We start from the raw sequence: 24181 nt of genomic DNA on the forward strand, positions 1-24181 counted from the left end.
TGTACCCTATCGCAGGCGGGCACTTCAAAGACCGATTTGGCATACCCTTAGGCATTGGTTAGTTGCCACTGAAATATAAACGTCATCGTTATCCGGAAATCAACGACATGCGCGAGATCCTTGAATTTTTTGTTACCTGTCCAAAAGGCGTGGAGGGTCTATTGCGTGACGAAGTACTCGCTTTGGGCGCCGAGTCCGCCAAGGAGACCGTCGCCGGCGTGTCGGTACAGGGGGACATCGAGCTGGGTTACCGGCTGTGTCTTTGGTCGCGTCTAGGTAACCGTGTGTTGCTGGTGCTCAAGCGTTTTCTTGCAGGCACTGCCGAGGACCTGTACGCCGGCGTGCAGATGATCGACTGGCGTGACCACCTGGCTGTCGATGGTACCCTGGCCATCGATTTCACCGGCAGCCTGGCCGGTGTCGACAACACCCACTTTGGCGCACTCAAGGTCAAGGATGCGGTGGTCGATCAACTGCGCCGCCCGGATGGCAGCCGCCCCGGCGTTGACAAGGTGCGCCCGGACCTGCGCATCAATGTGCATTGCCACCGTGGCGAGGTGCAGCTGGCGCTGGACCTGTCCGGGGCCAGCCTGCACCAGCGTGGCTACCGTTTGCAGCAGGGCGCCGCGCCGCTGAAGGAGAACCTGGCGGCAGCGATCCTGATTCGTTCCGGCTGGCCGGCGCTGGCTGAGGCCGGTGGCGCCCTGACCGATCCGATGTGCGGCTCCGGTACCTTCCTGGTCGAGGCCGCTTTGATGGCCGCCGATGTGGCGCCGAACCTGCAGCGTGAGCACTGGGGCTTCAGCCGTTGGCAGCAGCATGTGCCGGTGCTGTGGCAGAAGGTGCTGACCGAGGCGCGTGAGCGCGCCGAGCGCGGCCTGGCGCGGCCACCGCTGTGGATTCGTGGCTATGAGGCTGATCCGCGTTTGCTGCAGCCGGTGCGCAATAACATCCAGCGCGCGGGTGTGGGCGAGTGGGTCAAGGTGTATCAGGGCGAACTGGCGACCTTTGCGCCCAACCCGGATCGCGGTCAGCAGGGCCTGGTGGTCTGTAACCCGCCCTATGGCGAGCGGCTGGGTACCACTGCCAGTCTGGTGTACCTCTATCAAAAGCTGGGTGAGGTGCTGCGTCAGCAATGTCAGGGCTGGCAGGCGGCGATCTTCACCGGCAACGCCGAGCTCGGCAAGCGCATGGGCATCCGCAGTCACAAGCAGTACAACCTGTTTAACGGCGCCTTGCCGTGCAAGCTGCTGCTGATGAACCTGGAGAGCGAGCGCTTTGTCACCAAGGCCGCAGAGCCCTCGGCAGCAGGACAGGCGCCGGTAGAAACGGCGCGTCTCAGCGAGTCGGCGCAGATGTTTGCCAACCGCCTGAAGAAGAACCTGAAAACCCTGGGTAAATGGGCGCGGCAGCAGGGCATCGAGTGTTATCGCGTGTATGACGCGGATATGCCGGAGTTTGCAGTGGCGGTCGATCTGTACAGTGACCGGGTGCATGTGCAGGAGTACGCGCCGCCGTCGTCGGTCAGCGAGGAAAAGGCCGAGGCCCGCCTGCAGGACGTGATGGCCGCGTTGCCGCAGGTGCTGGGCGTCGCGCCTGAGCACATCGCGCTCAAGCAGCGCCAGCGTCAGTCCGGCAAGCAGCAGTATCAGCGCATGGCCCAGCAGGGCGAGTTCTTCGAGGTGCGGGAAGGGCAGGTGCGGCTGCTGGTCAATCTGACCGATTACCTGGACACCGGCCTGTTTCTGGATCATCGCCCGATGCGCCTGCGCATCGCGGCCGAAGCCAAGGGTAAACGCTTTCTCAATCTGTTTTGCTACACCGCCACGGCGACGGTACATGCCGCCGCTGCCGGGGCGCGCTCAACCACCAGTGTTGACCTGTCCAACACCTACCTGGACTGGGCACGTCGTAACCTGTCGTTGAACGGCCTGTCTGATCTGCATCGGCTGGAACGTGCGGATGTGATGGCGTGGCTGGAGTCGGCGCGCGGACAGCAGTTTGATCTGATCTTCATTGACCCGCCGACCTTCTCCAACTCGAAGAAGCTCGAAGGGGTGTTCGATGTGCAGCGTGGTCACCCGCGCCTGCTCGAATTGGCGATGAAGCTGCTGGCGCCGGGTGGCGTGTTGTACTTCTCCAATAACTTCCGGCGTTTCCGCATGGACCCGGCGGTGGAGGCGCGCTATCTGGTAGAGGACATCTCGGCGCAGACACTGGATCGTGATTTTCAGCGCAACAGCCGTATCCACCGCACCTGGCAGATCAGTAACCGCTGATTGATTTGCCCGGCGCGACGAGGAATGAAAAACGCCCCTGAATGGGGCGTTTTTTTGGCTTACTGCGCGGTCGCGATATCCGTTGGTACGCGTCTGTAGACGTCCTGTAAAACCAGATCCAGCGCCTGACCGCTGGCCCCGGCACTGACGTGGTTGACGATGGCGGTCACCGCCCAGCTCTGGCCGTTGGCGTCACGGGTGATGCCGGCGATGGCCTTCACGTTACGCAGTGACCCTGTCTTGATATGTGCCTGACCTGCCACTGGTGTGTTGCGCAGGCGCCGGCGCATGGTGCCGTCCATGGCCGCCAGCGGCATGGACGCAATGAATTCGGCGCGATACGGGCTTTGCCAGGCCTGGGCCAGCAGTTGTGCCATATCACGCGCAGTCAGACGCTCCATGCGTGACAGCCCTGAACCGTTCTCCATCACCAGTGCGTTGGCCTGGATACCCTTGCCGCGCAGCCATTCATTGATTACTCGCACGGCAGCCTTGTGGTCGTCGCGGTCGGTGGCGATGCGGTTTTCACGTCCAATGGTCAGAAACAGCTGCCGGGCCATGGTGTTGTTGCTCCACTTGTTGATGTCGCGTACCACATCAACCAGATCGGGCGACCAGCTTTGCGCCACCAGGCGCGAGCTGGCCGGAGCGCGCCCAATCTGGGTGCCGCCCTGGATGGTGCCGCCCATTTCCTGCCACAGCGTGCGCAGGGTGCTGGCGGTGTAGGTGGTGGCGGTGAGTGCGGTCAGGTAGCGTTGGGCAATGCAGTTCTCATGCAGGTTGCCGGTCAGGGTAATGGTGGCCTGATAGCCCTCATCCTGAATGTCATAGGCTACGTTGGGGCGCGGGCAGTTGCTGGTGGCCGGCAGCAGGGTCAGTTGATTGACCACCTTGACCTCCGGCAGTGCCGGTTCAACGTTCACGCGAATACCGTTTTGTTCACCGTAGCTGCTGACGACCAGTACCTTGAGGTTGGTCAGCAGCGGATCGGGCTCAACCAGAAACGGACGGTTCTGGTTGCCGCTGTCGTCGATAAAGGGCGGGATATCGTTAGGCAGACGCAGGTCCGCCGGTTGCAGCACCAGATCGCCGGTAATGTCGCGAATGCCGGCCGCCTTGAGATCGCGCAGCATCAGCCACATGCGTTCCAGGGTCAGCTTGGGGTCGCCGCCGCTGCGGAAGATCAGGTCACCCTGCAGGGTGCCATTGACCACCGGGCCGTCAACAAAGAGGTCGCTGCGCCATTGGTGGGTGGGGCCGAGAATTTCCAGCGCCGCATAGGTGGTTACCAGCTTCATGGTAGAGGCGGGGTTGACCGGAGTATCGGCGTTAATGAACTGGGCCATGCCCTGGCCTTCCAGCGGAATGACTGCCAGGGCGACGGCGTCAGACGGGATCTTGGCGGACTGCAGGGCACTCTCTACGCGAGCGGGCAGGGTGCCGCTGTCGGCAGCGTGCAATGGGGTACTGACAGCGGACACGGCGAGCATAGGCATCAGGCAAAGAAGGGCGCGTGCAACGGCGTTGGGCATGGTGGGGCAGCTCCCTGAGCAAGTTGGCTGGAGGTAGAACCGCTTTCCTGTCAGTCCTTATTTTTACGCATCATCACTTAAATAGAGGGTTGGGTCGAGAGCTTAAAGTAAATTCTCGGATTAGCGGTCACGCCGTAGCCGCCAGCAGAACAGCCAGGTGAGGACCACCAGGCTTAGGCACGCTGCCATCGACAACCAGAAACTCTGGCGGCGCAGGCGATAGGCGTCGCTCAGCAGTTCGGCTTCGGGCACCAGCACGGCCAGATAGCTGTCTGGTGAGCCGGGTATGCCGATGCGCTGCTGCTGAATGATCCAGCGCTGGCCCTCCAATTCACGGATGGTCTGGCGCTGCAACTGGTAGCCCTCCTGGGCGATGGTCGCCAGCAGGGTGCTGCCCAGCTCCTGAAAGCGGCGCGGCTCCAAAGTATTGCTGCCCCGAGCTGTGTGCTGCAGTCGCTGCGGGTCATGATAGGCAATCACAACACCATCACCGGTGTAGAGGATCAGCTCCGAGGACGGTGTCACACGTTGCTGGGTCAGGGTATGCGAGAGCCGCTCAAGGGTGAGGTCTGCGCCCAGTACCGCGCGGTCGCTGGCTCCGCGTGCCAGGGTGGTGCCAAATTCCCGGGTAGAAAAGAACACGTAGGGCGTGGTGACCAGTTGCTGGTCAGCCCGGTGGGCGGCGGCGTACCAAGGCCGCTGGCGCGGATCGAAGCCCTCGTCGGCAGCCATGCGCGCCTCGATTACCTTCAGATCGGAATTGAGGAAGAGATAGCTGTTGTGCCGGAGGCCGTCATCGTTGCCGATGTGCCAGGCCATCCAGACGGCGCGCTCGGGCGCGGAAAAGCGCTGCTGGCTACCTGAGTTGATCAGCGGGCGCAGCATCAGGTAGTCGCCGTCTTGCCAGCCGATGTAGACCGAGTTGAGCTGCGGGTTGTCGCGCAGTACCTGAGCCAGCAGCGGGAAGTAGTTAAGCCGTTCGGCCAGGCTGTCGGTTTGAATCAGCGGGCTCAGGCTAAGCAGGTTGAGTGCCTGCATGGGCGGGCGATACACGTTGTCCAGTTCGCGACCAACCTGTTGCACGACCCGCTCGAACAGTTTGGAGCCGTCGTTGCGCATCACCTTGCTGAGTTGCTCGTAGTGAAACAGGCTCAGCAGCAAGCCAAGCAAAAAAACGGCTACGACGCCCAGAACCAGGGCGAGGATGGGCCTGTACTGCGGTATACCGGGGGTGTTGGGCATGGTTGGCCTTTGACTGCATCCGTGCGAAGACTCACCCAATATAGCCTAAGAACGCGGTGTTTTCTTATGGCAGCGCGAACAGGGCGCGCGCGGCCCGGCAACTGTTGTCACTCAGGGTCTGCAGCGATTCGTTGCGGCATAGGGCGACCATGCTGGCGACCTCGGCGATAAAGGCCGGTTCGTTGCGACGATTCTTGGGCTTGGGCGACAGCGTGCGCGGCAGCAGCCAGGGGGCGTCGGTTTCCAGCAGCAGGCGGTTGGCGGGTATGTCACGCACCAGCGGATGCAGGTGAGTGCCGCGGCGCTCGTCGCAGATCCAGCCGGTTATGCCGATGTGCAGATCCAGGTCGAGGTAGGCGTAAAGCGCGTCGCGCTCGGCAGTGAAGCAGTGCACCACCGCGCCGCTGAGCTGATCGCGATAGTCGCGCAGCACGGCCAGCAGGGTGTCGCTGGCGTCGCGCTCGTGCAGAAAGACCGGCAGCTGAGTGTCAACGGCGACCGCCAGTTGTTCCTCCAGCGCCCGGATCTGCGCCGGTCGTGGAGAAAAGTCGCGATTGAAGTCCAGCCCGCATTCACCCACCGCGCGCACCGCAGGCTCCGCACACAGGGCGGCGAGTTGCCGACTGCTGTCAGTGGTCCAGTGGCGAGCTTCGTGGGGGTGTACACCGGCAGTGGTGAACAACCGTTGCGGCTGTTCGGCGCACAGGGCGAGCAGGCTGTCGGCCTGCTCAAGGGAGGTCATGGTCAGCAGCATCTGGCTGACATCGGCCTGCCAGGCCCGCTCCAGCACCGCTTCGCGGTCCTGGGCAAAGGCCTTGTCGGTCAGGTTGACGCCGATATCAATCCATTCCATCTGCCGCCGACTCCGTGATCAGGCTTTGCGCGGCGGCTTGCCCTTGCCCTTGGCAAAGTCACGGCGCGGCTTGCGCGGGGCGTGATCACGCGGTGGCAGTTCACCCTCGGGCAGCGGCCAGGCCTTGATCTGCAGCGCAATGCCATTGATCTCGGCACCAGCCAGGCGGTTGAGTGCCTGCTGGTCGAGCTGCGGCAGGAAAACGCCGGTGTGCTCGTTGAACAGCTTGATGTGACCAATCTGCTGACGCTGGATACCGCCAACCTTGACCAGTACGTCGACCAGCGGTTTGGGCATCAGGCCGCTCTTGCGACCACCCTGCACCTTGTAGCGGGTCAGGCCGCTGTCACGATCAAACTGACGATCCTTGCGCGGCGGCTGGGCGGGCAGGTCGGAGACCGGCTCCAGCAGGGTTTTGGCGCTGGGCAGGATGCTCAGCAGCGCGGCGGCCAGTTCGGTGGCGTCCAGGCTGGTGAGTTCCTGCAGGTCGCTGACCAGTTGCTGGTGCAGGGCAGTGGACTGCTCGCGGGCATCGTTCAGGCGGCCAGCCAGCTTGTTCAGACGGCCACTGCGTACGGCGTCGGCGGTCGGCAGGGCTTGCGGCTCGATCTTCTGACCGGTCGCGCGCTCCAGTACGTGCAGCAGACGGCGCTCGCGCGGGGTGGCGAACAAAATCGCGGTGCCCTGGCGGCCGGCGCGGCCGGTACGGCCGATGCGGTGTACATAGCTTTCGCTGTCGTGCGGCAGGTCGTAGTTCAGTACGTGGGTAATCCGTTCCACGTCCAGACCACGGGCGGCAACGTCAGTCGCAACCACAATGTCCAGCAGGCCACGTTTGAGGCGGTCAACTACCTGCTCACGCAGTTGCTGGCTGAGGTCGCCGTTCAGCGCGGCGGCGGCAAAGCCGCGGGCTTCCAGGCGCTCGGACAGCTCCAGGCTGGCGGTTTTGGTGCGCACGAAAACGATCATGGCCTCGACCGGCTCGACTTCGAGCAGGCGCGTCATGGCATCCAGCTTGTGGTGGTTGGAGACTTCCCAGACCTTCTGGGTGATGGTCTCGAGGCTGCTGCTCGAACCACTGTGCAGGCGGATCTCGGCCGGCTCTTTCATGTGGTTGCGCGCAACGTTGCGTACGCCGGGCGGCATAGTGGCGGAGAACAGCGCCTTCTGGGTCTGCTCCGGCACTTCTTCAAAGACCGCTTCAAGGTCGTCGGCAAAGCCCATCTTGAGCATTTCGTCGGCTTCGTCCAGGACCAGGTAGCGCAGGTCCTGCAGCTTCAGGCTGCCGCGACGCAGGTGGTCGGTCAGACGGCCCGGGGTTGCCACAACAACCTGGGCGCCGCGCTCCAGCGCCTTGAACTGGGGAGCAAAGGCCGAGCCGCCGTACAGGGCCAGCACGGAAAAGCCGCGCATGTTCTGGGCGTAGCGCTGGAAGGCTTCGGCAACCTGCAGGGCCAGTTCGCGAGTCGGGGTGAGGATCAGAGCCTGGGTAGCGCGCAGGCTGATATCCATGCCGGCCAGGACCGGCAGCGCAAAGGCTGCAGTCTTGCCGGTACCGGTCTGTGCCAGACCCAGCAGGTCCTTGCCGGACAGCAGGGTCGGGATAGCCTCGGCCTGAATCGGGGACGGTGTTTCATAGCCGAGGCTGTTGAGCGCCTCAAGAAGGGGGGCGGGCAGGCCAAGATCGGCAAACTGCGGAGCCGCCGGAGAGGTGTCGGACATAGAGGGAGTAAACCTTGGGGGATAAGATGGGCGCGCATTATACGGGCTTTACTGGCAAATTACCGCAGCCTTTTGTCTGAGCGTTGCAATATCCGGGCAAAATGTCAGTCTAGACGGCTTATGGCAGCGTATTTTTTGCCAAAACTTGGGCCAGACAACAGGAAACAGCCGGATGGGACGTCTTGTAGAAGGACGCTGGGTTGACCAGTGGTATGACACCAAGAGCACCGGCGGTGCTTTCAAGCGAGAAGATGCCGGTTTTCGCGATCGGATTGAGGCGGGTGGGCGCTTTGCGCCGGACAGCGGTCGCTACCATCTGTATGTATCGCTGGCGTGCCCGTGGGCGCACCGCACGCTGATTTTGCGCAAGCTCAAGGGGCTGGCGCCACATATCGCAGTGACCGTGGTGCACCCGCATATGCTTGATCAGGGCTGGACCTTTGCCGAGCCCGAACCGCTTTATGGCTATCAGCACATGCACCAGCTTTATACCCATGCCCGTGCCGACTACACCGGCAGGGTTACCGTGCCGGTGCTGTGGGACACCCAGGAGCAGACCATCGTCAACAACGAGTCGGCGGAGATCATCGAGCTGTTCAACAGCGCCTTTGACGGCTTGACCGGCAACACCAGCAATTTTGCCCCGGCCGGGCTGCGTGAGGCGATGGCTGAAATCAATCAGCTTGTCTACGACGATGTAAACAACGGTGTTTACAAGGCGGGCTTTGCCACCGAGCAGTCCGTATATGAGCAGGCCTGTCGTAGCCTGTTTGAGGCCCTTGACTGGCTTGAGGGCCTGCTCGCCCAGCGCCGCTATTTGTTGGGTGAGCAGGTGACCTTGGCCGATTGGCGCCTGTTTACCACCCTGGTACGCTTCGACCCGGTTTATCACGGCCATTTCAAGTGTAACCTCAAGCGCCTGGAAGACTATCCCAGCCTGCTCGGTTATCTGCGCGAGCTGTATCAGTGGCCGGGCGTAGCCGATACGGTGAACTTTCAGCACATAAAGCAGCACTACTATTACAGTCACGACACTATCAATCCGACGCGTATCGTGCCGCTTGGCATGGGCCCGGATCTGACCTTGCCCCACCGCCGTGAGACGCGCTAAGGCGTCTGCTATTCCTTCGCTTACAGGGAGATGACATTGAGCGAGATGCACCCGATGATTACCCCAGCGCTGACCTTGTCCGGGGTCGCCCTGGTCAGCCTGGTTTGCCAGCTGACAGCCTGGCGCCTGCGCCTGCCGGCGATTCTGTTTTTGTTGCTGGCCGGCATTCTGCTGGGGCCGGTATTTGGGCTGCTGCAGCCGGATGCGTTTTTGGGCGATCTGCTGTTCCCGCTGGTGTCGGTGTGCGTAGCGCTGATCCTGTTTGAGGGCAGCCTGACGCTCAAGTTTGAACAGCTCAAGGAAACCGGCAGCGTGGTGCGCCGGCTGGTGACCGTGGGTGCGCTGGTGACCTGGGGCGTTATAACTGCAGCCTGTCACTGGCTTATCGAGCTGGACCTGGCGCTGTCGGCGCTCTTTGGTGCCTTGGTGGTGGTAACCGGCCCGACCGTGGTGGTGCCCATGCTGCGCACCCTGCGCGCAACCCAGCGGATCTCCAAGGTGCTGCGCTGGGAGGGCATTCTGATTGATCCGATCGGCGCTTTGCTGGCCGTACTGGTGTATGAATGGATCGTGGCCCAGAGCGCCGGCGGCAATGGCTTTAGCGCGGGGCTATGGATCTTTGTCGAGGTGATCGCGGTTGGTGCCATTGCGGGTGCGGCAGGTGGTGCGTTGATGGCGACCGCGCTGCGCCGGCACTGGATTCCGGAATACCTCGAGGTGCTGGCCTCGCTGGCGCTGGTGCTGGTTGCCTTTACCGTGTCCAACGAGCTGGTACACGAGTCCGGTCTGCTGACCGTGACCGTTATGGGTATCTGGCTGGCGAACGCCAAGGGTGTGGATATCGAAGAAATTCTGGTGTTTAAAGAGCACCTCTCGGTATTGCTGATTTCCGGGCTGTTTATTCTGTTGGCGGCGCGGGTAGACCTGGGCGCCTTGCTGGCGCTCGGCTGGCCTGCGTTGGCGCTGCTGGCGGTTATCCAGTTTGTCGCCCGGCCGCTGGCGGTGTGGGTCAGCAGTATCGGTAGTGAGCTGACCTGGAACGAGCGCGCGCTGGTAGCCTGGATCGGGCCGCGCGGTATCGTTGCCGCTGCCGTTTCGGCACTGTTCGCCCTGCGTCTGGAACAGGCCGGCTACGAGGACGCAGCGCTGGTCAGCGCACTGACCTTTGCGGTGATCATTGGCACCGTGGTGTTTCAAAGCGCCACGGCGCGGCGCATGGCGCAGCTGTTGGGCGTGACCGAGCCGGAGCGACGCGGGGTGCTGCTGATTGGTGCCAACGCGGTGGCGCGTTCGCTCGCCGAGGTGCTGCAAAAGCTGGAAGTGCCGCTGCTGATTGTTGATACCCACTGGGACTCGATCCGCCAGGCGCGCATGAAAGGCTTGCGCACCCTGCGCGGCAACCCCTTGTCGACGCACTTTGACGACAATCTGGACCTTGCCGGTCTTGGCACGCTGGTGACCCTGACGCCTGAGCGTGAACGCAACGCCTTGCTCAACAAACACTTTCAGCGTGACTTTCCGGCGCACCGTATCTTCAGCGTGCGCAACGAGCGTAGCGGCGCCAACGAGCGCCTGCAGATTTCCAGTGCGCACGAGGGCTTGTTGATGGGCGCGGAGGGGATGACCTTCAGCAAGCTGTCGAGCCTGATCAGCCAAGGCGCGCGCTTCAAGGCCACCACCCTGACCGAGGGCTTTGGTTTTGAGCAGTGGCAGCAGGAGGCGGGCAAGAACCGCGTACCGATGCTGGCGCTGACGCCGGAGCGGCGCGTTCGCGTGTTCTCGCCTGCGCAGAAGCTGGAGCCGGTGGCGGACTGGACATTGATCTATCTGGAGCTGTCGCCGGAGGCTGCCAAAATCTCCCGTGAGGCCGAAAGCGGCGAGCCGGCGACTCAGTTGCCTGATTGACAGCAGCGGCGGCCTTATCGGCCGCCGTTACTGCAGGGTGGTGCGCAGCCGGCGCAGCGCCGCGTAGAAGAACACCGCACCGATGGCTATCAAAGCCAGCAGCTTCGGCCACACGATGCCCAGGCCGGCACCGCGCAGCAGCACGCTCTGCGCCAGTTCAACAAAGTGAGTGGTCGGCGCCAGCGACATGATCAGCTGCACCGGCACCGGCATGCTCTCGCGCGGCGTTACCGCGCCGGACAGAATCTGCAGCGGGATCAGCACCAGCATGATCAGCAAGCCCAGCTGCGGCATTGAGCGGGCCACCGTGCCAAGAAAGATGCCCATTGAAGTGGTGGCAAACAGGTGCAATGCCGTGCCCACCAAAAACAGCGCCATCGTCCCTTGAATCGGTACCTGCAGCCAGCCTTCGACGATAAAGCGCAGGGCAAAGCCAGATGCAACCAGGACCACCAGTCCCATGGCCCAGACCTTGGCCAGCATGATTTCCAGCGGCGTCACCGGCATGACCAGCAGGTGCTCAATGGTGCCGTGCTCGCGCTCGCGAATCAGCGCTGCGCCGGTCAGGATGATCGACAGCATGGTGATCTGGTTGATCACCTCGGTGATGGCGCCAAACCAGCTGGCATCCAGGTTGGGGTTGTAGGCAATGCGCACGACCGCCTCGACCGGCTGTTTGGCGCTGCCTTGATACCGCTGCACAAATGCGGCTGTTTCGCTCTGGATGATCTGCCGGATATGGCCGGCACCGCTGAAGGCCTGGCTGACCTGGGTGGCATCCACGTTCAGTTGAATGGCCGGCTGCTCGCCGGCCAGCAGGTCACGCTGAAAGTCCGGCGGGATGTTCAGGGTAAAGGTGTACAGGCCACTGTCCATGCCTTGGTCCATCTGGCGGTGATCAATCAGCGTGGGCGGTAGAAAGTAGGGCAACTGAAAAGCGTCTTTCAGCCGGGCTGAGACTTGTGAACGATCTTCGTCGACGACTGCAATGGTGGCGCGGTTGGGAGTCTCCGGCATCGCGGTGGCGGAGGAGTAAATACTCAGGCTGAACGCATAGATAATCAGTGCCACGAGCGCCGGGTCGCGGGCCAGACTGCGCAGTTCCTTGATGCCCAACTGCAGGATGTTGCTTAGCGATCGCATCATGTCACTTCTCCTGCTTGCTCAATCCAAGCACGCTGGCGAGCGTCAGCACCGGAATAGCCAGCAGCAGGGGACCGAAGAACGGGTACAGATCGGCAAAGCCGAGCGCCTTGGAGAAGACGCCTCGGGTGATGATGAGGAAATGGCTGGTCGGATACAGTTGGCCGATCAGCGCGCCCGCACCCTCCATAGCTGAAACGGGATGCAGCATGCCGGAGAACTGAATCGCTGGAATCAGCGTGGCGATGGCGGTACCGAATATCGCGGCGATCTGGCTTTTCAGCAGTGACGACACCAGTAGCCCGAGACCGGTTGCGCAGATGAGATAAAACAGGCCGCCGAGTAGCAGCGTCGCCAGGCTGCCCTTGATCGGTACGTCAAAGGCAAACACGGCCAGCAACAGCAGCGCGATGAAGTTGACGAAGCCCAGCGCAACATACGGCAGCTGCTTGCCGAGCAGAAACTCCAGCTCGCTGACCGGCGTAACGTAGAAATTGGTGATCGAGCCCAGCTCCTTTTCCCTGACCACCGCCAGCGCCGTGAGCATGGCCGGGATCATCATCAGCAGAATCGGGATAACGGCCGGTATCATGGCTGGCAGGCTTTTAACGTCGGGGTTGTAGCGGTAGCGCGTCTCCACGTTTACCAGGCTGGTTGTATAGGTGGTGGGCTGATGGGCGGCCAGCGTCAGCAGGTAGTTCAGGTGAATGCCCTGGGCATAACCGCGCAGGGTATCTGCGCGCATCGGCATGGCGCCATCGACCCAGTACGCCACTTGGGGAGCGTCGCCGCGCAGCAGGTCGCGGCCGAATCCGGGCGGGATTTCCAGTGCCAGGCTGATGTCACCGGCGCGCATGCGTTCATCGAGTTCAGCATGGCTGTACAGTGGCGGCTTTTCGATGAAGTAGCGCGAGCCTGACAGCTCCAGCGCATAGTTGTGGCTGTAGGTTGTCTGGTCGCGATCCAGCACCGCAAAGGTCAGGTTCTCGACATCCATGTTGATGCCGTACCCCATGATCAGCATCAGGAACACCGTGCCGACCAGCGCGAGCAAACCGCGCACCGGGTCTCGGCGCAGCTCCATGGTTTCGCGTCGGGTGTAGCTCAGCAAACGGCGCAGGCTGAAGCGTGGTACCTTGACGGGTGCGTTTGCGGTGGTTGTGGGCGCGGGAGCTGTGTCCACCTCGGGCGCACTGTCATCCGGGCCGCTGGCTTCACGCAGCCAGTCGATGAACGCCTCTTCCAGCGTGGCTTTGCCGCGCTGCTGGCGCAGCGCTTGCGGCGCGCCGCTGACGAGCACCTTGCCGGCGTGCATCAACGACATCCGGTCGCAGCGTTCGGCCTCGTTCATGAAGTGGGTAGAGATGAATATGGTCACGCCGTCTTCGCGCGAGAGTTTGACCAGCAATGCCCAGAACATGTCGCGGGCAACCGGGTCGACGCCGGAAGTCGGCTCATCAAGGATAAGGATTTCCGGCTTGTGGATGACCGCAACCGCCAGTGACAGCCGTTGGCGCACGCCCAGCGGTAACGCCATAGGCAGGCTGTCGGCCACCTCATGCAGGTTGAATTGGTCCAGCAGTTCAATAATGCGCTGCGGGCCTTGCTCTGCGGGCAGGTGGTACAGCTTTGCATGCAGCGCCAGGTTTTGGCGCACCGTCAGTTCGCTGTACAGCGAGAAGGCTTGGGACATATAGCCCACACGCATGCGCACGCCCATGTCGTTTGGATCGACAGGCTTGCCGAGCACCGAGGCCTGGCCTTCGCTGAAGGGCAGTAGGCCGGTGAGCATCTTCATCGTGGTCGACTTGCCGCAGCCGTTGGAGCCGAGGAAGCCAAAGATCTCGCCGCGTTCGATGCGGAAGTTGACCTTGTCTACCGCTACAAAGTCGCCAAAGCGGCGGGTCAGGTCGTGGGCTTCGATGGCGATGCCGCTGTGCTCGCCGCGCGGCGGAATGATCAGTTGCTGGTGCTGACTGCTTTTTTCCTCGGGCAGCAGGGCGACAAAGGCCTGTTCAAGGCTACTGGACTCGGTTCGCTCAAGGATCTGCTGCGGGGTGCCGGTAGCCAGTACCTTGCCGGCGTCCATCGCGATCAGCCAGTCAAAGTTTTGGGCTTCATCCATATAGGCGCTGGCAATCAGCACGCTCATCTGCGGTCGACTGGCGCGAATGCGCCGAATCAGATCCCAGAACTGGCTGCGTGACAGCGGGTCGACGCCGGTTGTAGGTTCATCCAGGATCAACAGGTCCGGGTCGTGAATCAGTGCGCAGCACAGCCCCAGCTTTTGCTTCATGCCGCCCGACAGCTTGCCTGCCGGGCGATCAATAAAGCGGCTCATGCCGGTGCTGGCGAGCAGATCGCTGATCCTGGCCTGGCGCTCCTGCCGGTCCTGGTTGAATAAACGACCGAAGAACTCCAGGTTCTCCGCGACACTCAGCGTGGGGTAGAGGTTTTTACCGAGGCCCTGTGGCATAAAGGCAATGCGCGGGCAGACACGGCGGCGATGGCCGGCGCTGCGCATATCGCCGCCCAACACCTGAAGTTGCCCCTGCTGCAGGCGGCGCGCGCCGGCCACCAGTGAGAGCAGGCTGGATTTACCCACGCCGTCGGGGCCGATCAGGCCAACCATGCAGCCGGCCGGTAACTCCAGCGTCAGGGTATCAAGGGCGGTTACCTTGCCGTATTGCAGGCTGATACCGTCCAGTCTGGCGACCGGATCGTGCGCGTCCATGCTCAGTGTCCGACGTTGACTTCAAGTTCCGCCGGCCAGTCGGCGTCGGCGTCCAGCTTCAGCCAGGCGACGCCGGGCAGGCCGGTCTTGACCTGTTCGATGTGCTCCTCCAGCAGGGCTGGGTCGATGCGCGCGCGGATGCGGAACATCATCTTCTCGCGTTCCTGTTCGGTCTCGACCGACTTGGGCGTGAACTGGGCGACGCTGGCCACATAGCTGACGGTAGCGGGGATGACGTACTCAGGCGCAGCATCGATGATGATGCGAGCGTCAGAACCCATGGCAACCCGGCCAGCCAGCCGTTCCGGCAGGAAGAAGGTCATGTAGACGTCGGTCAGATCAACCAGGTTGAGCACACGTCCGCCGGCGCCGAGCACTTCACCCGGCTCTACAGTGCGGAATTGCACGCGGGCATGACGGTCGGCGCTTAGGGTGCTGTCGGTGATATCGGCGGCGATGCGGTCGACGGCGGCGCGGGCAGCGTCCAGCGCTGATTCGGCACCGATCACCTGTGAGCGCGCAGCGGCGATACCGGCCTCGGCCGACAAGATTTGCGCCCGTGCGGACGCAACGGCCGCTTGCGCACTTTGCAGCGCGGCCTCTGCGTCGTCCAGCTGCTGGCGCGACATCGCATTGCGCTGCACCAGCACTTTGATACGGTCATAGCGTTTCTGCGCAGCATTGGATTCAGCCTGGCGTTGCAGCAACAGCGCCTCGGCGGTGGCGTGTTCGCTTTCGCGCTGGCTGACCAGCGCCTGCGCGGTTTGAATGGCGTTTTCTGCCTGTCTGGACTGGGCCTGGGCCTGCTGCAACTGCGCCTGCAGGGTGGTGGTGTCCATCTCGGCGAGTACGTCGCCGGTATCAACAAAGTCGCCTTCGTCGACCAGGATGCGGGCGACGCGACCGCCGAGCTTGGTGGCGACGTTGATTTCGGTTGCTTCGATGCGGCCATTGCCGCTGACGAATCCGTCGCCATACCCGGAGGGTTTGAGCTCAATCCAGGCGACAACGGCAAGGGCAATGAGGATGGCGGCGGCCACCAGGCCACGAACGAGCTTGCGGGGAGGTTTCTGCACGGTGATTCCTTTTCCTGTATGCGGGCAGATCACGGATGATCGCTGCTACGAAATCCATTCTAGAAAATACCGGGGCGAGGGGTGTTGATGCTGGTCAATGCGCTTGAGCACTGTCTCGCTTCTGAGCCAAAGTATCTTGTCCGGAGGCCTGTGTTCAAGCCTTGGGGCCGTCTAGATCGGCGTTTTGTGACCTGCTCTTGCGGTTGGCTGCCGTCAGTCGGCCGAGACGTTACGCAGTAGCTGTGCGCGTCTCTGCTCAAGCGGCCCGGATAACCGCAATGTGTCGAGCTGCCTGTTGGTCAGTTCTGACTCGTACAGCGCCTGTTGCTGCTGACGAAATGCCTCGGGGCTGCGGGTGCCGTCTTGCACCATTGGAAAGTCAGCCGCACACAGCCAGAGCTGATGATAAGGGCGTTCGGCCAATGCGATCAGCTCGGCTGGAGGCGGCTCAGGAAACATCATTTGGTGGTATATCAGCGTGGTCAGCGGGGTGGTATCGCAGATCACCGCGCTGTGTCCCTCGCTGGATGCGAGGGCAACGGCTTTGTCTTCCAGTTCAACCTGGGTGCGGGCGATGGTCAGCAGATCGTCAGAGCTAAGCACGCCGCCGCAATCTTCCCAATGCTGGCGGCCGAATTCGGCGACCCAGTGCCAGCCGCGCTGCTGCGCCAGCCATAGCCCGAGGCTGGTCTTGCCGGTGGACTCTGCGCCGATCAGGGCGATGCGTTGGCAGCGTTGGGTGGTCAAGACGTCAGTGGTTTGCCAGCGGGCGCTGGGGGCCGCACGCAAGGCGGTACCGCTGACGGGGTGGCGAATACGGTCACGGTCGAGCAGCACTGACGCCACCGGCCGTTGCCAGTGCTGGGCAAGGTGGTCGGCAAACCCTTGTCCGTAGTCTTCACTGCTGAATACGACGTCTATGGGCTGGCCAAACGTGCGATCAATCAGCTCTGCACAGAACTGTCGCTGCTGCAGATCGCTGGCATTGTTATCAGGCATTACCAGCCCAAGCCGGCAGGCCTGCGCGGCGTCGAGCACCACGCATTGATGCTGCGGCCAGCCGTCATTGAGCCATTGCTGGCGCAAGGCACTGGTGCAGCCGGCAAACTCCGGCCGTGAATAGCTCAGGATGAGTAGCTGATCGCAGGCCGCGGTCGCGGTGTCGATCAAGTACCTGTGGCCGCTGTGCAGCGGCGAAAACTTGCCGACGACTAAGCCGGTTCGGTAGTGCTTTGACATGCTTTGCTCAGTTCTCGGTGCCAGCGCCACAGCCCATAGCAGGCGTTGATCCAGAAGCCGACATACACCATGGAGGTCAGCATCAGCTCGCGCGAGGCATACAGCGGGACAGCGATGGTGTTGACGATCAGCCAGAACCACCAGGTTTCAATGCGTCGTTTCATCAGCAGCAGCTGGGCAGTCACGCTGAAGGTCAGCACTGCGGAGTCGACGAAGGGCGCGTAGGCATCGGTGTGCAGGTGCAGCAGTGAGCCGTAACCCAGCAGCGTTGCCACGGCGATTAACAGGTAGAGCGCGAGTTGCGACCAGGAGCTGCGGCTGATCGCCTCGGCGCTGGCGCCGCGCTGCCATTGCCGCCAGCCGATGACACTGGTGCCGATGTAGAACAGCATCAGTGTGGCGTCCGCGTACAGTTGCACCTGAAAGAACAAAACGGCAAACAGCACGCAGCCCACGATGCCCAGGGTCCAGGTGTGGCGATGATTGCGGGCGGCGAGGAAGACGCTGATCAGAAAGAAGGCGTTGGCGCTGTATTCCAGCAGGGTAAGACTGCTCATCCTTCGTGGGCTCCGGGATAGTCGCTGGTGTATTGAATCAGTTTGTCGATGCCGAGCGGGAAGGGCTCGATGCTGAGGCCGCAATCCTGACCAAAGGTACCGGCAATTGCACGGCGCAGGGCCTGCTCATCAGTGCTGCCCTGCAGGCGCAGCACCAGATTGCCATCGGCTAGTTGGTGCAGCTGATACTGGGCCAGTTCAAACGGCTGCATCAGATGGGTGATGTCGACGTTGTTGAGCCAGCGGCCAGCGGCGTGAAAGCGCACCGGTGGGCGACCGTCCAGTTGCTGCAGGTACTGGTGTCCTTCGGGGCTTTGGTACAGGCGGGCATAGTCACCGGTGCGATAGCGCAGCAGCGGCATGCAGGGGTTGAAGCCGCCGGTGATGGTGATTTCCCCGCGCTCGCCTGCGGGTACGGCGCGGCCTTGACGGTCGAGCAGCTCGACCTTGAGCGTGCTTTGCACTAGACGCAGGCCGTTGCCGCTGCCGTCGCAGGCGGCAATGGGGCCCGCTTCGTTCATTGAATAGAGGTTGATGACCGGGCAGGCAAAACGCTCGCTCAAGCGTGCCTTGAGGCCGTCCAGCAGGGTCATGGAGGTCGACAAAATGGCGGCAGGCTGGTGGTCGAATTCAATCGTCAGTAGCGTACTCAGGCTGCGCGGATCGCCGGTCATCAGCAGCGGTTTGACCCTGTCCAGATAGCGTCCACGCGCGGCGGCGCTGGGCCAGTCAGCCGGATTCATGTTGAGCTTGAGCAGTACCTTGTCATCCCAGTAGGGCAACACCGACGCATAGGTGAAACAACGCTGTTGATCACCAACCAGCATGACGCCGGTATCGCCCGGCAGGGTTTGCAGATCGATGCCGTGCCAGCCGAGGATGCGTTCGTGAAAACAGTGGTAGCGCGCGGCGACCAGCGGCAGTGACGGCACGCGCAGGGGGTGGCCGGTGGTGCCGCTGGTCTCGAATACGATCAACCGCTGCGGATCAATGTCTGTCGGCACAAAGGCCGCCACGTCGCTGCTCAGATCTTGCCGGGAAGTACAGGGCAGGGCGTCAAAGCCAAGGTGCCAAGGGTAGTCACGATAGCGCGGAACCTGTCGCCGGCAATGGTCGAGAAAGCTGGTCAGCCATTGGGAGTCCGGGTATTGCAGCAGCTGTTTTTCGATCTGCAACTGGGACAGCGCCGCTGCGTCCAGATGATGGCCGCTACGGCCGCTCAGCGTGGGCGCGTCCGGGTGCTGCAGGCACGCTTGCAACCGCTGTGCGGCGCGTGGGCTCAGTTCGGGCAGGCGCCGGGAGTCGAGCCAGGGAGCGGGTTCCGCAGCGTGTGTGGTCATTCGCGGGTGTACTTGTCGGCGGCTTCGCGGGCGCGCTTTTCTGCCAGCGCCTTTCGAATGGATTCGGCGCGCTCTTCGGCGGCTCTGGACGCCGCGACGACCCGAGCCCGCTCGCTGGAGCTGACCATCAGCAAGCGATCCTGCGCTTGCTGATCGGTTTCGTTCTGCGGCTTGAGGCGCAGGCCGCTGAGCGTCAGGCGGATCAGCTCTTCGCGCTGGTCTTCATCGTTCAGATTCGGGTGAGTGGTGTCCATCAGCGCGTTGCTGGATGCCAGCAGAGCGACGACTTCATCGGAATACAGGGTCAGGCCACAGAAAGCGTCATCCGCCAGCAGCCAGGTCATCAGCAGTAATGTGTCCGGTCGCTCCCTCTCTTCCGGCTCTTCCCATTCAGGCAGGTCGTAAATCGGCAGCAGGGTTGGCGCCGTGACGGCCGGTGCCAACCGCGCGATCAGGTCATGCAGCAGTGCGATTAAATCCTGACCGATCGGCACCGGGCCGCCGGGGTAGGCCAGCAGGCGCTGATGCAGGTGGAGCATGGACGGGCCGGATTGCAGGTGGCTCATGGGCGGGTCGCTCGCTGCGCGGTGGCGTCGTTGGCTTGGTAGTACTGCCGCGAAAAGCGGCGGGCGAAGGTGAGCATCGGCTCCAGGCCGTTGACGCGATGTACCTCCCAGCCCTGATCTCTGCCCACGCGCATCTTCTCATAGGCGCCTTGCAGCCAGGGGTGTCCGGTCTGGCTGTCCAGCTCCATTGGCAAATCCAGTACCCAGTGACCTGCGCCGCCGCAGTGACGTAAGGTGCGTGCGCTGATGTCGGCGCCCGGTGTGCCTTCTTCGTCATCAGCGAACATTGAACTGACGCCGTCATCTGACAGCACGACCACCTGCGTTGGCGTGCGGCGCGGCTGCGCGTAGGTATCGCGCAGCAATTTCAACGGGAAGCTGGTGCTGCCGCCAAAGAAGCCGGTCAGTATGCGCAGAGCGCCGGCCTCGTCGCGAATGAAACCGTCGGTTGTCAGGCATTGGCGTGCGCCGCTCCAGAGCGTGACCTGCACCTGTGCGCCGGCCCGCAGCGCCGACATGCAGAGCAACACGCCGGCGAGCGCCGGATAGGACAGTTGATATTGCGGATTGGGCATGGAGCCGGAGCTGTCCACGTACAGGTCCAGATCGCAGACCTGATGACGAGGTTGCTCGGTGCCGTCGCGGCTGAATACCGCCTTGTGGGTGGTGATGCCGGGAATAGGATCACCGCCGGCCAGCAGGGTTGCAAACCAGTCGATCTCGGCCGGGTCATTGCCTGGTTCCCACAGGGCAGTGCCTTCGCGTTCGGGCTCGCTGGGGGCGGGTGTCGACTTGGCAGGGAATGGCAGCAGGTAGGGGCGCACAGCGTCACGGTAGTAGTTGACCGTGGCATCGTGGCGCGAGATGTCGACGCCAGCGGCGCGCAGTACCTCGTAGTACTCCTGCGGCTCAAGCGCCTGGCCAGCCGAGCGCGTGGCGCTAGCTGCACTGCAATCGCCGTGAGCGTCAGCTGTGGCCGGCGTCTGTTCGCTCAGCTCCGGGTCGAGACTGGGGTGCAGTACGTCGATTGCTGGCAGAGCGGGCACGCCTGTGCCGGTGTGGCCGTTGCCGGCGTCGGCGGTATCGGCCAGCACGCCAAATGCGTCGTTGGCTGCTTGTTCGTCGTCTTGCAGATAACGCAGCAGCAGGGTGGCAAAGCGGCTGGCGCCGGTCAGCCAATCCTTGGCGTAGACCTTGATGATGCGGCTGCCAAGCCAGGCGTCGCCTTCCTCCGAGCTGCTGAGCGGAGCAGAGGTCAGGGTTTCTGGCGGCAGCTGCCAGAGACGCTCATAGATGCGCATGTATAGCTGCCACAGAGGAGTGGCGGTGGCTGGTTTGAGCCGCTGGTAGATCGCATCCATTTGGCAGGGCGTATTGCGCTGCAGGTGCTGGTTGATCAGCAGATCGGTATAGAGATTGGCGACCAAGGGCGCCAGTTGCTCGCTGCCCGGCAACGCTTGGCGAATGACCGCCAACAGTTGCAGGTGCTGGGTCATGTTGGCAGGCGCATAGACGTGGTGACCGATTTCGTGGGCCAGGACCTCAAGCGCATAGTCGTCCAGCCCGCGCTGGGTAATGTCCTGCAGGTTCACCATGACCCGTTGCGAGGTCAGGCGAATGGCGGCAAAGCTGTCGGTCAGCCCGGCTTCGGTGGCGGCCTGCACGTCAAACAGCCAGAGCGGCTCCTGCAGTTGCAGGTGATCGCTCCAGAGCTGCAAGGCGCGTTGCCATTGGGCTTGCCAATGATCCAGCTGCGGATCTGCGCTCATGGCTGGCCACCGACTTTGGGGATGATCATGATGCGGAAACTGTTGTGGAAGCTGACGACCCAATCGTACCGGCGCTCGAGGCATTGCCGCGCCAGATCGAAACTGCGCCAGTTCTCGCTCAGGCCGGGCGGCAATTGCTGCAAGTCCTGAATTGAAACGGGGTCGGCGTGCTCCGGCGTATGGGCAAGTAATTTGTGCCCCCAGGCGTCGGCGTGTAGCTGCCAGCAGTCATTACCGGCCTGAATCAGCGTCTGATCTGCTGCGACCAGCAGCACCGGCAGCGCCGAAAACTCGCCCCCCAACCAGGTTGATGCGCCCAGCTCCAGCGGCGCTGTCCGCCAGCCGGCAGTCGTGCCTTGCCACCAGGGGTGGGCAAGCTGCTCAGGCTCGCCCAAGTGCAGGTGTTCGGCCAGCGCGGGCTGACGGCTGAGTGCGGTCACGGCGGCGCTGCGAAACTCCGGGAGGCCGGCCATCCAGCCGAGTACCAGCAGATGGTCCGGTGTGGCATCCGGCGAAGGGTTGCAGCGTTGCCATTGCTCCAGCAGTATGCCGCGCTGCGCGGCTGATGGCAGGTGAGAAAGGGTATTGAGCAGTTGCACCAGCAGCCTGGGGGCGTCAGCCGGATAAGGCGCGAGCCAGCTGGGCAGGACCGTGGTAAACAACTCGACGGTCAAGGCGCGTTGCTCTGCGGCCAGCCAGCCGCGGCGCACCAGCGTCAGGCCTACCTGATAGGCAGTCTGGGCCAGCGCGGCCTTGTTGGCTGCCGGCCAGGGTTCCAGAGCCAGCAGCAGCGGGTCGAGCGCATCCAGCACAAAGCCGCTGAAGCAGCGGGCAAACTCGGCCTGATCGCCCTGGCGCGCCAGGCGATAGGCATGATTGAGCGCATCTGCCTGCTGGACCAGATACTGTGCGAGCCAATCGGAGCGCATGTCAGCTCTGACTGGTCAGCCAGCGCTGGTAGTTGCTGTAGCGCTGGTGCAGGTATTTCAGCGTCATGGCGTCGTCGTGCACTGCGCCGGACAGTTTGTTGCCGGTGGCCAGTTGTTGCAGTGTGCGCTCAATGCGTTGCAGGCGTTTGCGGCACTCCTTGAGTGACAGCCCCTCGAGCCCTTCATCCATCTCGGCCTTGAGCGCGGCGACCTCGTCGTTGCGGTGGCGGCCCTGACGCTCGAACTCGCGACAGCTGAGCTGGAACAGATGACGCAACCAGCCGATCTTGTCGCTCAGGAAGGCGGCATTCTCCGGTTGCTGGAAGAACGGCGCGTCTTCATCGGCAAACAGGTGAGAGTGCAGCACGAAGGGTAGCATCTGGGTCAGGTCATTCAGCTCGACCTCGCTATTGCCGCGGAAATACGCCATGGCTTTGGCGTAGACGATCAACGACATCAGACTGCGCACCGACAGCCCGTTGCGGGTCTGGCAACCCAGATCGGCGAGACGGTCGCGGCCGTTTTCGAGCATCGCCAACTGGTGCCGGGCCACGCCGGCCAGGCGTGAGGTGTCTTTGCTCTTGTACTCGAACTGCTGCCCTGAGTATTCGCTGAATTCGAACTGGCTGGCGAAGAATTCAAGGCGCTGGCGCAGGGCTGGCGGCAGGTTGACCGCGCGGATGTCGGCTTCCATCTGTGCCATATCCGCTTCGCTGAACTGCAGTACGTCCGGCAGGCAGTCCGCCGGATCAACGCCTTCTTCGATACGGATCAGCAGCTCGTCGAGAAAGCGCGGGTTGAACGGCAGCGCCTGCACCACGACGTCGATACGGTCTTTGAGGGCCTCAATCACCGGATACGTGCCGCCGCCCTGATCATCGTTAGCGGTCAGGTACCAGGCCGCGGGCGGGCACTCGTGGATCTGATTGAACATCTCGGCGTAGTTGTCGCCCATCACGGTCAGCAGGGCGCTCTGGGTGCGGGTGGGGATGCGGTTGTACTCGTCGACAATCTTGACCCGCATGTCCAGCCAGCTGCGCCAGCTGATGCGGATATCCGATTGCTCCTCTGCCTTCATGATATCCATGGGCATCGGGTTGCCCAGCAGATCTGCCACGGTCATCTGCGGGTGGCCGTGCTGCATCGCTCGGCGTACTTGCTTGGGGCTGTATCCGGCCAGCAGGCCCATGAGCAACGCCGAGGCAGTTTTGCCGCGGCCGGGGCCGCCGATGAACAGGCATTTTCGCCGCGCGGCAAAGGTCAGAATCGGCAGCAAAATAAAGCTGGAATAGCTCTGATCGGTCGGCAGGTAGAGCGGTGTCTGGCTGTCCCCAAACTGGATCGGCTGCGGCGGCGAGAGGTTGTACTCCACATCGTAGTGCGGGCTGATGACCGCGTGATTGACGATCCAGAAGTAGGCTTGCCGCAGTTTTTCAGCGAGCGCAACGGATGCCGGCTGCACAGCCTGATCCGGATCACCAAAGGGGCCGTTGACCAACGCTGCTACATCAAAGCTGGCGCTCGATGTCGATTGCGCGGCGGGGCGGGTGGGCGACGCCGAGATACGGGAGAACGGGTTGAATCCTTTCATGAAGAGCCGGCTCTGACTGCAAAACAGGACGGCAGTATGCCAGAGATGGCCCGCGCCGGGTTGTGCGCCGCGTCACCGGCGCGCTATCCACTGACCGTCAGTAACGGATGTCGGTGACCCAATAAAGGCGCTCACCGCCAGGTGCCATAACGCAGACTTCGTCGTCCAGCTGCTTGCCTAGCAGGGCGCGAGCCATGGGGCTGTCGATGCTGATGTGTTGCTGCTTGGGGTCGATCTCGTCAGGGCCGACGATGCGCAGCTTCAGTATCTTGCCGTCTTCGTCTTCCAGTTCGATATGAGCGCTGAAGTAGATGCGGCTGGGGTCGCTCGGAGGCTGGTCCACTACCTTGAGTGCTTCCAGGCGTTTGCGCAAAAAGCGCACGCGGCTGTCGATCTCACGCAGCATCTTCTTGCCATATATGTACTCGGCGTTCTCCGAGCGGTCGCCCAGCGCAGCGGCCTCGCTGACGGCCTGGGTAACGGCTGGGCGCTTGCGCAGCCACAGCTCATCAAGTTCTTCGCGTAGCCGCGCGGCGCCCGCCGCGGTGATAAGCGGGGTGCCGGCGCGGCGTGGTGGACGGTAACGGCTCATA

At 62.7% G+C, this 24181-nt stretch carries 18 protein-coding genes; 3 read left to right on the forward strand and 15 right to left on the reverse strand.

The genetic code is table 11. The features are described from left to right. Window positions 1-107: 107 nt before the first annotated feature. Window positions 108-2279, forward strand: a complete 2172-nt coding sequence (rlmKL, locus tag BM116_RS09540) for a bifunctional 23S rRNA (guanine(2069)-N(7))-methyltransferase RlmK/23S rRNA (guanine(2445)-N(2))-methyltransferase RlmL (protein WP_083724239.1) — start codon at window positions 108-110, stop codon at window positions 2277-2279. Window positions 2280-2338: 59 nt separating this feature from the next. Here the strand turns inward: rlmKL and dacB are convergent, their stop codons facing one another. The 4 genes from dacB to BM116_RS09560 all read right to left on the reverse strand — a co-directional run bounded on the left by dacB (window position 2339) and on the right by BM116_RS09560 (window position 7628). Further along, window positions 2339-3811 (reverse strand): D-alanyl-D-alanine carboxypeptidase/D-alanyl-D-alanine endopeptidase, encoded by a 1473-nt coding sequence (gene dacB, locus BM116_RS09545; protein ID WP_083724241.1) that lies wholly within the window; start codon window positions 3809-3811, stop codon window positions 2339-2341. Window positions 3812-3931: 120 nt separating this feature from the next. Further along, window positions 3932-5053 (reverse strand): PDC sensor domain-containing protein, encoded by a 1122-nt coding sequence (locus BM116_RS09550; RefSeq protein WP_083724243.1) that lies wholly within the window; start codon window positions 5051-5053, stop codon window positions 3932-3934. Window positions 5054-5117: 64 nt separating this feature from the next. Continuing rightward, window positions 5118-5906: a TatD family hydrolase gene (locus tag BM116_RS09555; protein ID WP_083724245.1), complete on the reverse strand. Its 789-nt coding sequence runs from the start codon at window positions 5904-5906 to the stop codon at window positions 5118-5120. 18 nt (window positions 5907-5924) lie between these two features. Next, complete coding sequence (locus BM116_RS09560; protein WP_083724247.1) at window positions 5925-7628, reverse strand: DEAD/DEAH box helicase; 1704 nt, start codon at window positions 7626-7628, stop codon at window positions 5925-5927. 172 nt (window positions 7629-7800) lie between these two features. Here BM116_RS09560 and BM116_RS09565 point away from each other — a divergent pair, with 172 nt between their 5' ends. Then, window positions 7801-8739 carry a glutathione S-transferase family protein gene (locus BM116_RS09565; RefSeq protein WP_083724249.1) on the forward strand — a complete coding sequence of 313 codons (939 nt, stop codon included), beginning with the start codon at window positions 7801-7803 and terminating at the stop codon, window positions 8737-8739. A gap of 45 nt (window positions 8740-8784) precedes the next feature. Then, a complete protein-coding gene (locus tag BM116_RS09570) occupies window positions 8785-10644 on the forward strand; it encodes a cation:proton antiporter (RefSeq protein ID WP_235846732.1) in 1860 nt (619 codons plus the stop codon). 27 nt (window positions 10645-10671) lie between these two features. Here BM116_RS09570 and BM116_RS09575 read toward each other — a convergent pair whose 3' ends face one another. The 11 genes from BM116_RS09575 to greB all read right to left on the reverse strand — a co-directional run bounded on the left by BM116_RS09575 (window position 10672) and on the right by greB (window position 24180). After that, complete coding sequence (locus tag BM116_RS09575) at window positions 10672-11787, reverse strand: ABC transporter permease (protein ID WP_083724349.1); 1116 nt, start codon at window positions 11785-11787, stop codon at window positions 10672-10674. A 4-nt stretch (window positions 11788-11791) separates the two neighbouring features. Next, window positions 11792-14521, reverse strand: coding sequence for a ribosome-associated ATPase/putative transporter RbbA (gene rbbA / locus BM116_RS09580; protein WP_083724251.1), 2730 nt, complete (start codon window positions 14519-14521; stop codon window positions 11792-11794). A gap of 2 nt (window positions 14522-14523) precedes the next feature. Then, on the reverse strand, window positions 14524-15597 hold the full coding sequence (locus tag BM116_RS09585) for an HlyD family secretion protein (RefSeq protein WP_083724253.1): 1074 nt from the start codon (window positions 15595-15597) through the stop codon (window positions 14524-14526). Between the two features lie 213 nt (window positions 15598-15810). After that, a complete protein-coding gene (locus BM116_RS09590; protein ID WP_083724255.1) occupies window positions 15811-16836 on the reverse strand; it encodes an AAA family ATPase in 1026 nt (341 codons plus the stop codon). Further along, entirely contained in the window at window positions 16809-17393 is a 585-nt protein-coding gene (gene pnuC, locus BM116_RS09595; RefSeq protein WP_083724257.1) for a nicotinamide riboside transporter PnuC, read from the reverse strand. Before pnuC ends, BM116_RS09590 begins: the two co-directional genes overlap by 28 nt. Next, the gene (locus BM116_RS09600) at window positions 17390-18733 is read right to left on the reverse strand and encodes a phenylacetate--CoA ligase family protein (RefSeq protein WP_083724259.1); all 1344 of its coding nucleotides are present in this window, start codon (window positions 18731-18733) and stop codon (window positions 17390-17392) included. The genes pnuC and BM116_RS09600 overlap by 4 nt, the downstream gene beginning before the upstream one ends. Further along, a complete protein-coding gene (locus tag BM116_RS09605; RefSeq protein WP_139056941.1) occupies window positions 18730-19299 on the reverse strand; it encodes a hypothetical protein in 570 nt (189 codons plus the stop codon). The genes BM116_RS09600 and BM116_RS09605 overlap by 4 nt, the downstream gene beginning before the upstream one ends. Further along, window positions 19296-21068 (reverse strand): vWA domain-containing protein, encoded by a 1773-nt coding sequence (locus BM116_RS09610; RefSeq protein WP_083724263.1) that lies wholly within the window; start codon window positions 21066-21068, stop codon window positions 19296-19298. Before BM116_RS09610 ends, BM116_RS09605 begins: the two co-directional genes overlap by 4 nt. After that, window positions 21065-21997: a hypothetical protein gene (locus BM116_RS09615; protein ID WP_083724265.1), complete on the reverse strand. Its 933-nt coding sequence runs from the start codon at window positions 21995-21997 to the stop codon at window positions 21065-21067. The genes BM116_RS09610 and BM116_RS09615 overlap by 4 nt, the downstream gene beginning before the upstream one ends. A 1-nt stretch (window position 21998) precedes the next feature. After that, complete coding sequence (locus tag BM116_RS09620) at window positions 21999-23588, reverse strand: AAA family ATPase (RefSeq protein ID WP_083724267.1); 1590 nt, start codon at window positions 23586-23588, stop codon at window positions 21999-22001. 97 nt (window positions 23589-23685) lie between these two features. Next, a complete protein-coding gene (greB, locus tag BM116_RS09625) occupies window positions 23686-24180 on the reverse strand; it encodes a transcription elongation factor GreB (protein ID WP_083724269.1) in 495 nt (164 codons plus the stop codon). Window position 24181: the final 1 nt, after the last annotated feature.

This window comes from Halopseudomonas pachastrellae (assembly GCF_900114765.1).
GTDB classification, from domain to species: domain Bacteria; phylum Pseudomonadota; class Gammaproteobacteria; order Pseudomonadales; family Pseudomonadaceae; genus Halopseudomonas; species Halopseudomonas pachastrellae.

Bases quoted from the DNA above. Each gene is read 5' to 3' on its own strand.
- rlmKL (WP_083724239.1), top strand. From the start codon at position 108: ATGCGCGAGATCCTTGAATTTTTTGTTACCTGTCCAAAAGGCGTGGAG.
- dacB (WP_083724241.1), bottom strand. From the start codon at position 3,811: ATGCCCAACGCCGTTGCACGCGCCCTTCTTTGCCTGATGCCTATGCTC.
- BM116_RS09550 (WP_083724243.1), bottom strand. From the start codon at position 5,053: ATGCCCAACACCCCCGGTATACCGCAGTACAGGCCCATCCTCGCCCTG.
- BM116_RS09555 (WP_083724245.1), bottom strand. From the start codon at position 5,906: ATGGAATGGATTGATATCGGCGTCAACCTGACCGACAAGGCCTTTGCC.
- BM116_RS09560 (WP_083724247.1), bottom strand. From the start codon at position 7,628: ATGTCCGACACCTCTCCGGCGGCTCCGCAGTTTGCCGATCTTGGCCTG.
- BM116_RS09565 (WP_083724249.1), top strand. From the start codon at position 7,801: ATGGGACGTCTTGTAGAAGGACGCTGGGTTGACCAGTGGTATGACACC.
- BM116_RS09570 (WP_235846732.1), top strand. From the start codon at position 8,785: ATGCACCCGATGATTACCCCAGCGCTGACCTTGTCCGGGGTCGCCCTG.
- BM116_RS09575 (WP_083724349.1), bottom strand. From the start codon at position 11,787: ATGCGATCGCTAAGCAACATCCTGCAGTTGGGCATCAAGGAACTGCGC.
- rbbA (WP_083724251.1), bottom strand. From the start codon at position 14,521: ATGGACGCGCACGATCCGGTCGCCAGACTGGACGGTATCAGCCTGCAA.
- BM116_RS09590 (WP_083724255.1), bottom strand. From the start codon at position 16,836: ATGTCAAAGCACTACCGAACCGGCTTAGTCGTCGGCAAGTTTTCGCCG.
- pnuC (WP_083724257.1), bottom strand. From the start codon at position 17,393: ATGAGCAGTCTTACCCTGCTGGAATACAGCGCCAACGCCTTCTTTCTG.
- BM116_RS09600 (WP_083724259.1), bottom strand. From the start codon at position 18,733: ATGACCACACACGCTGCGGAACCCGCTCCCTGGCTCGACTCCCGGCGC.
- BM116_RS09605 (WP_139056941.1), bottom strand. From the start codon at position 19,299: ATGAGCCACCTGCAATCCGGCCCGTCCATGCTCCACCTGCATCAGCGC.
- BM116_RS09610 (WP_083724263.1), bottom strand. From the start codon at position 21,068: ATGAGCGCAGATCCGCAGCTGGATCATTGGCAAGCCCAATGGCAACGC.
- BM116_RS09615 (WP_083724265.1), bottom strand. From the start codon at position 21,997: ATGCGCTCCGATTGGCTCGCACAGTATCTGGTCCAGCAGGCAGATGCG.
- BM116_RS09620 (WP_083724267.1), bottom strand. From the start codon at position 23,588: ATGAAAGGATTCAACCCGTTCTCCCGTATCTCGGCGTCGCCCACCCGC.
- greB (WP_083724269.1), bottom strand. From the start codon at position 24,180: ATGAGCCGTTACCGTCCACCACGCCGCGCCGGCACCCCGCTTATCACC.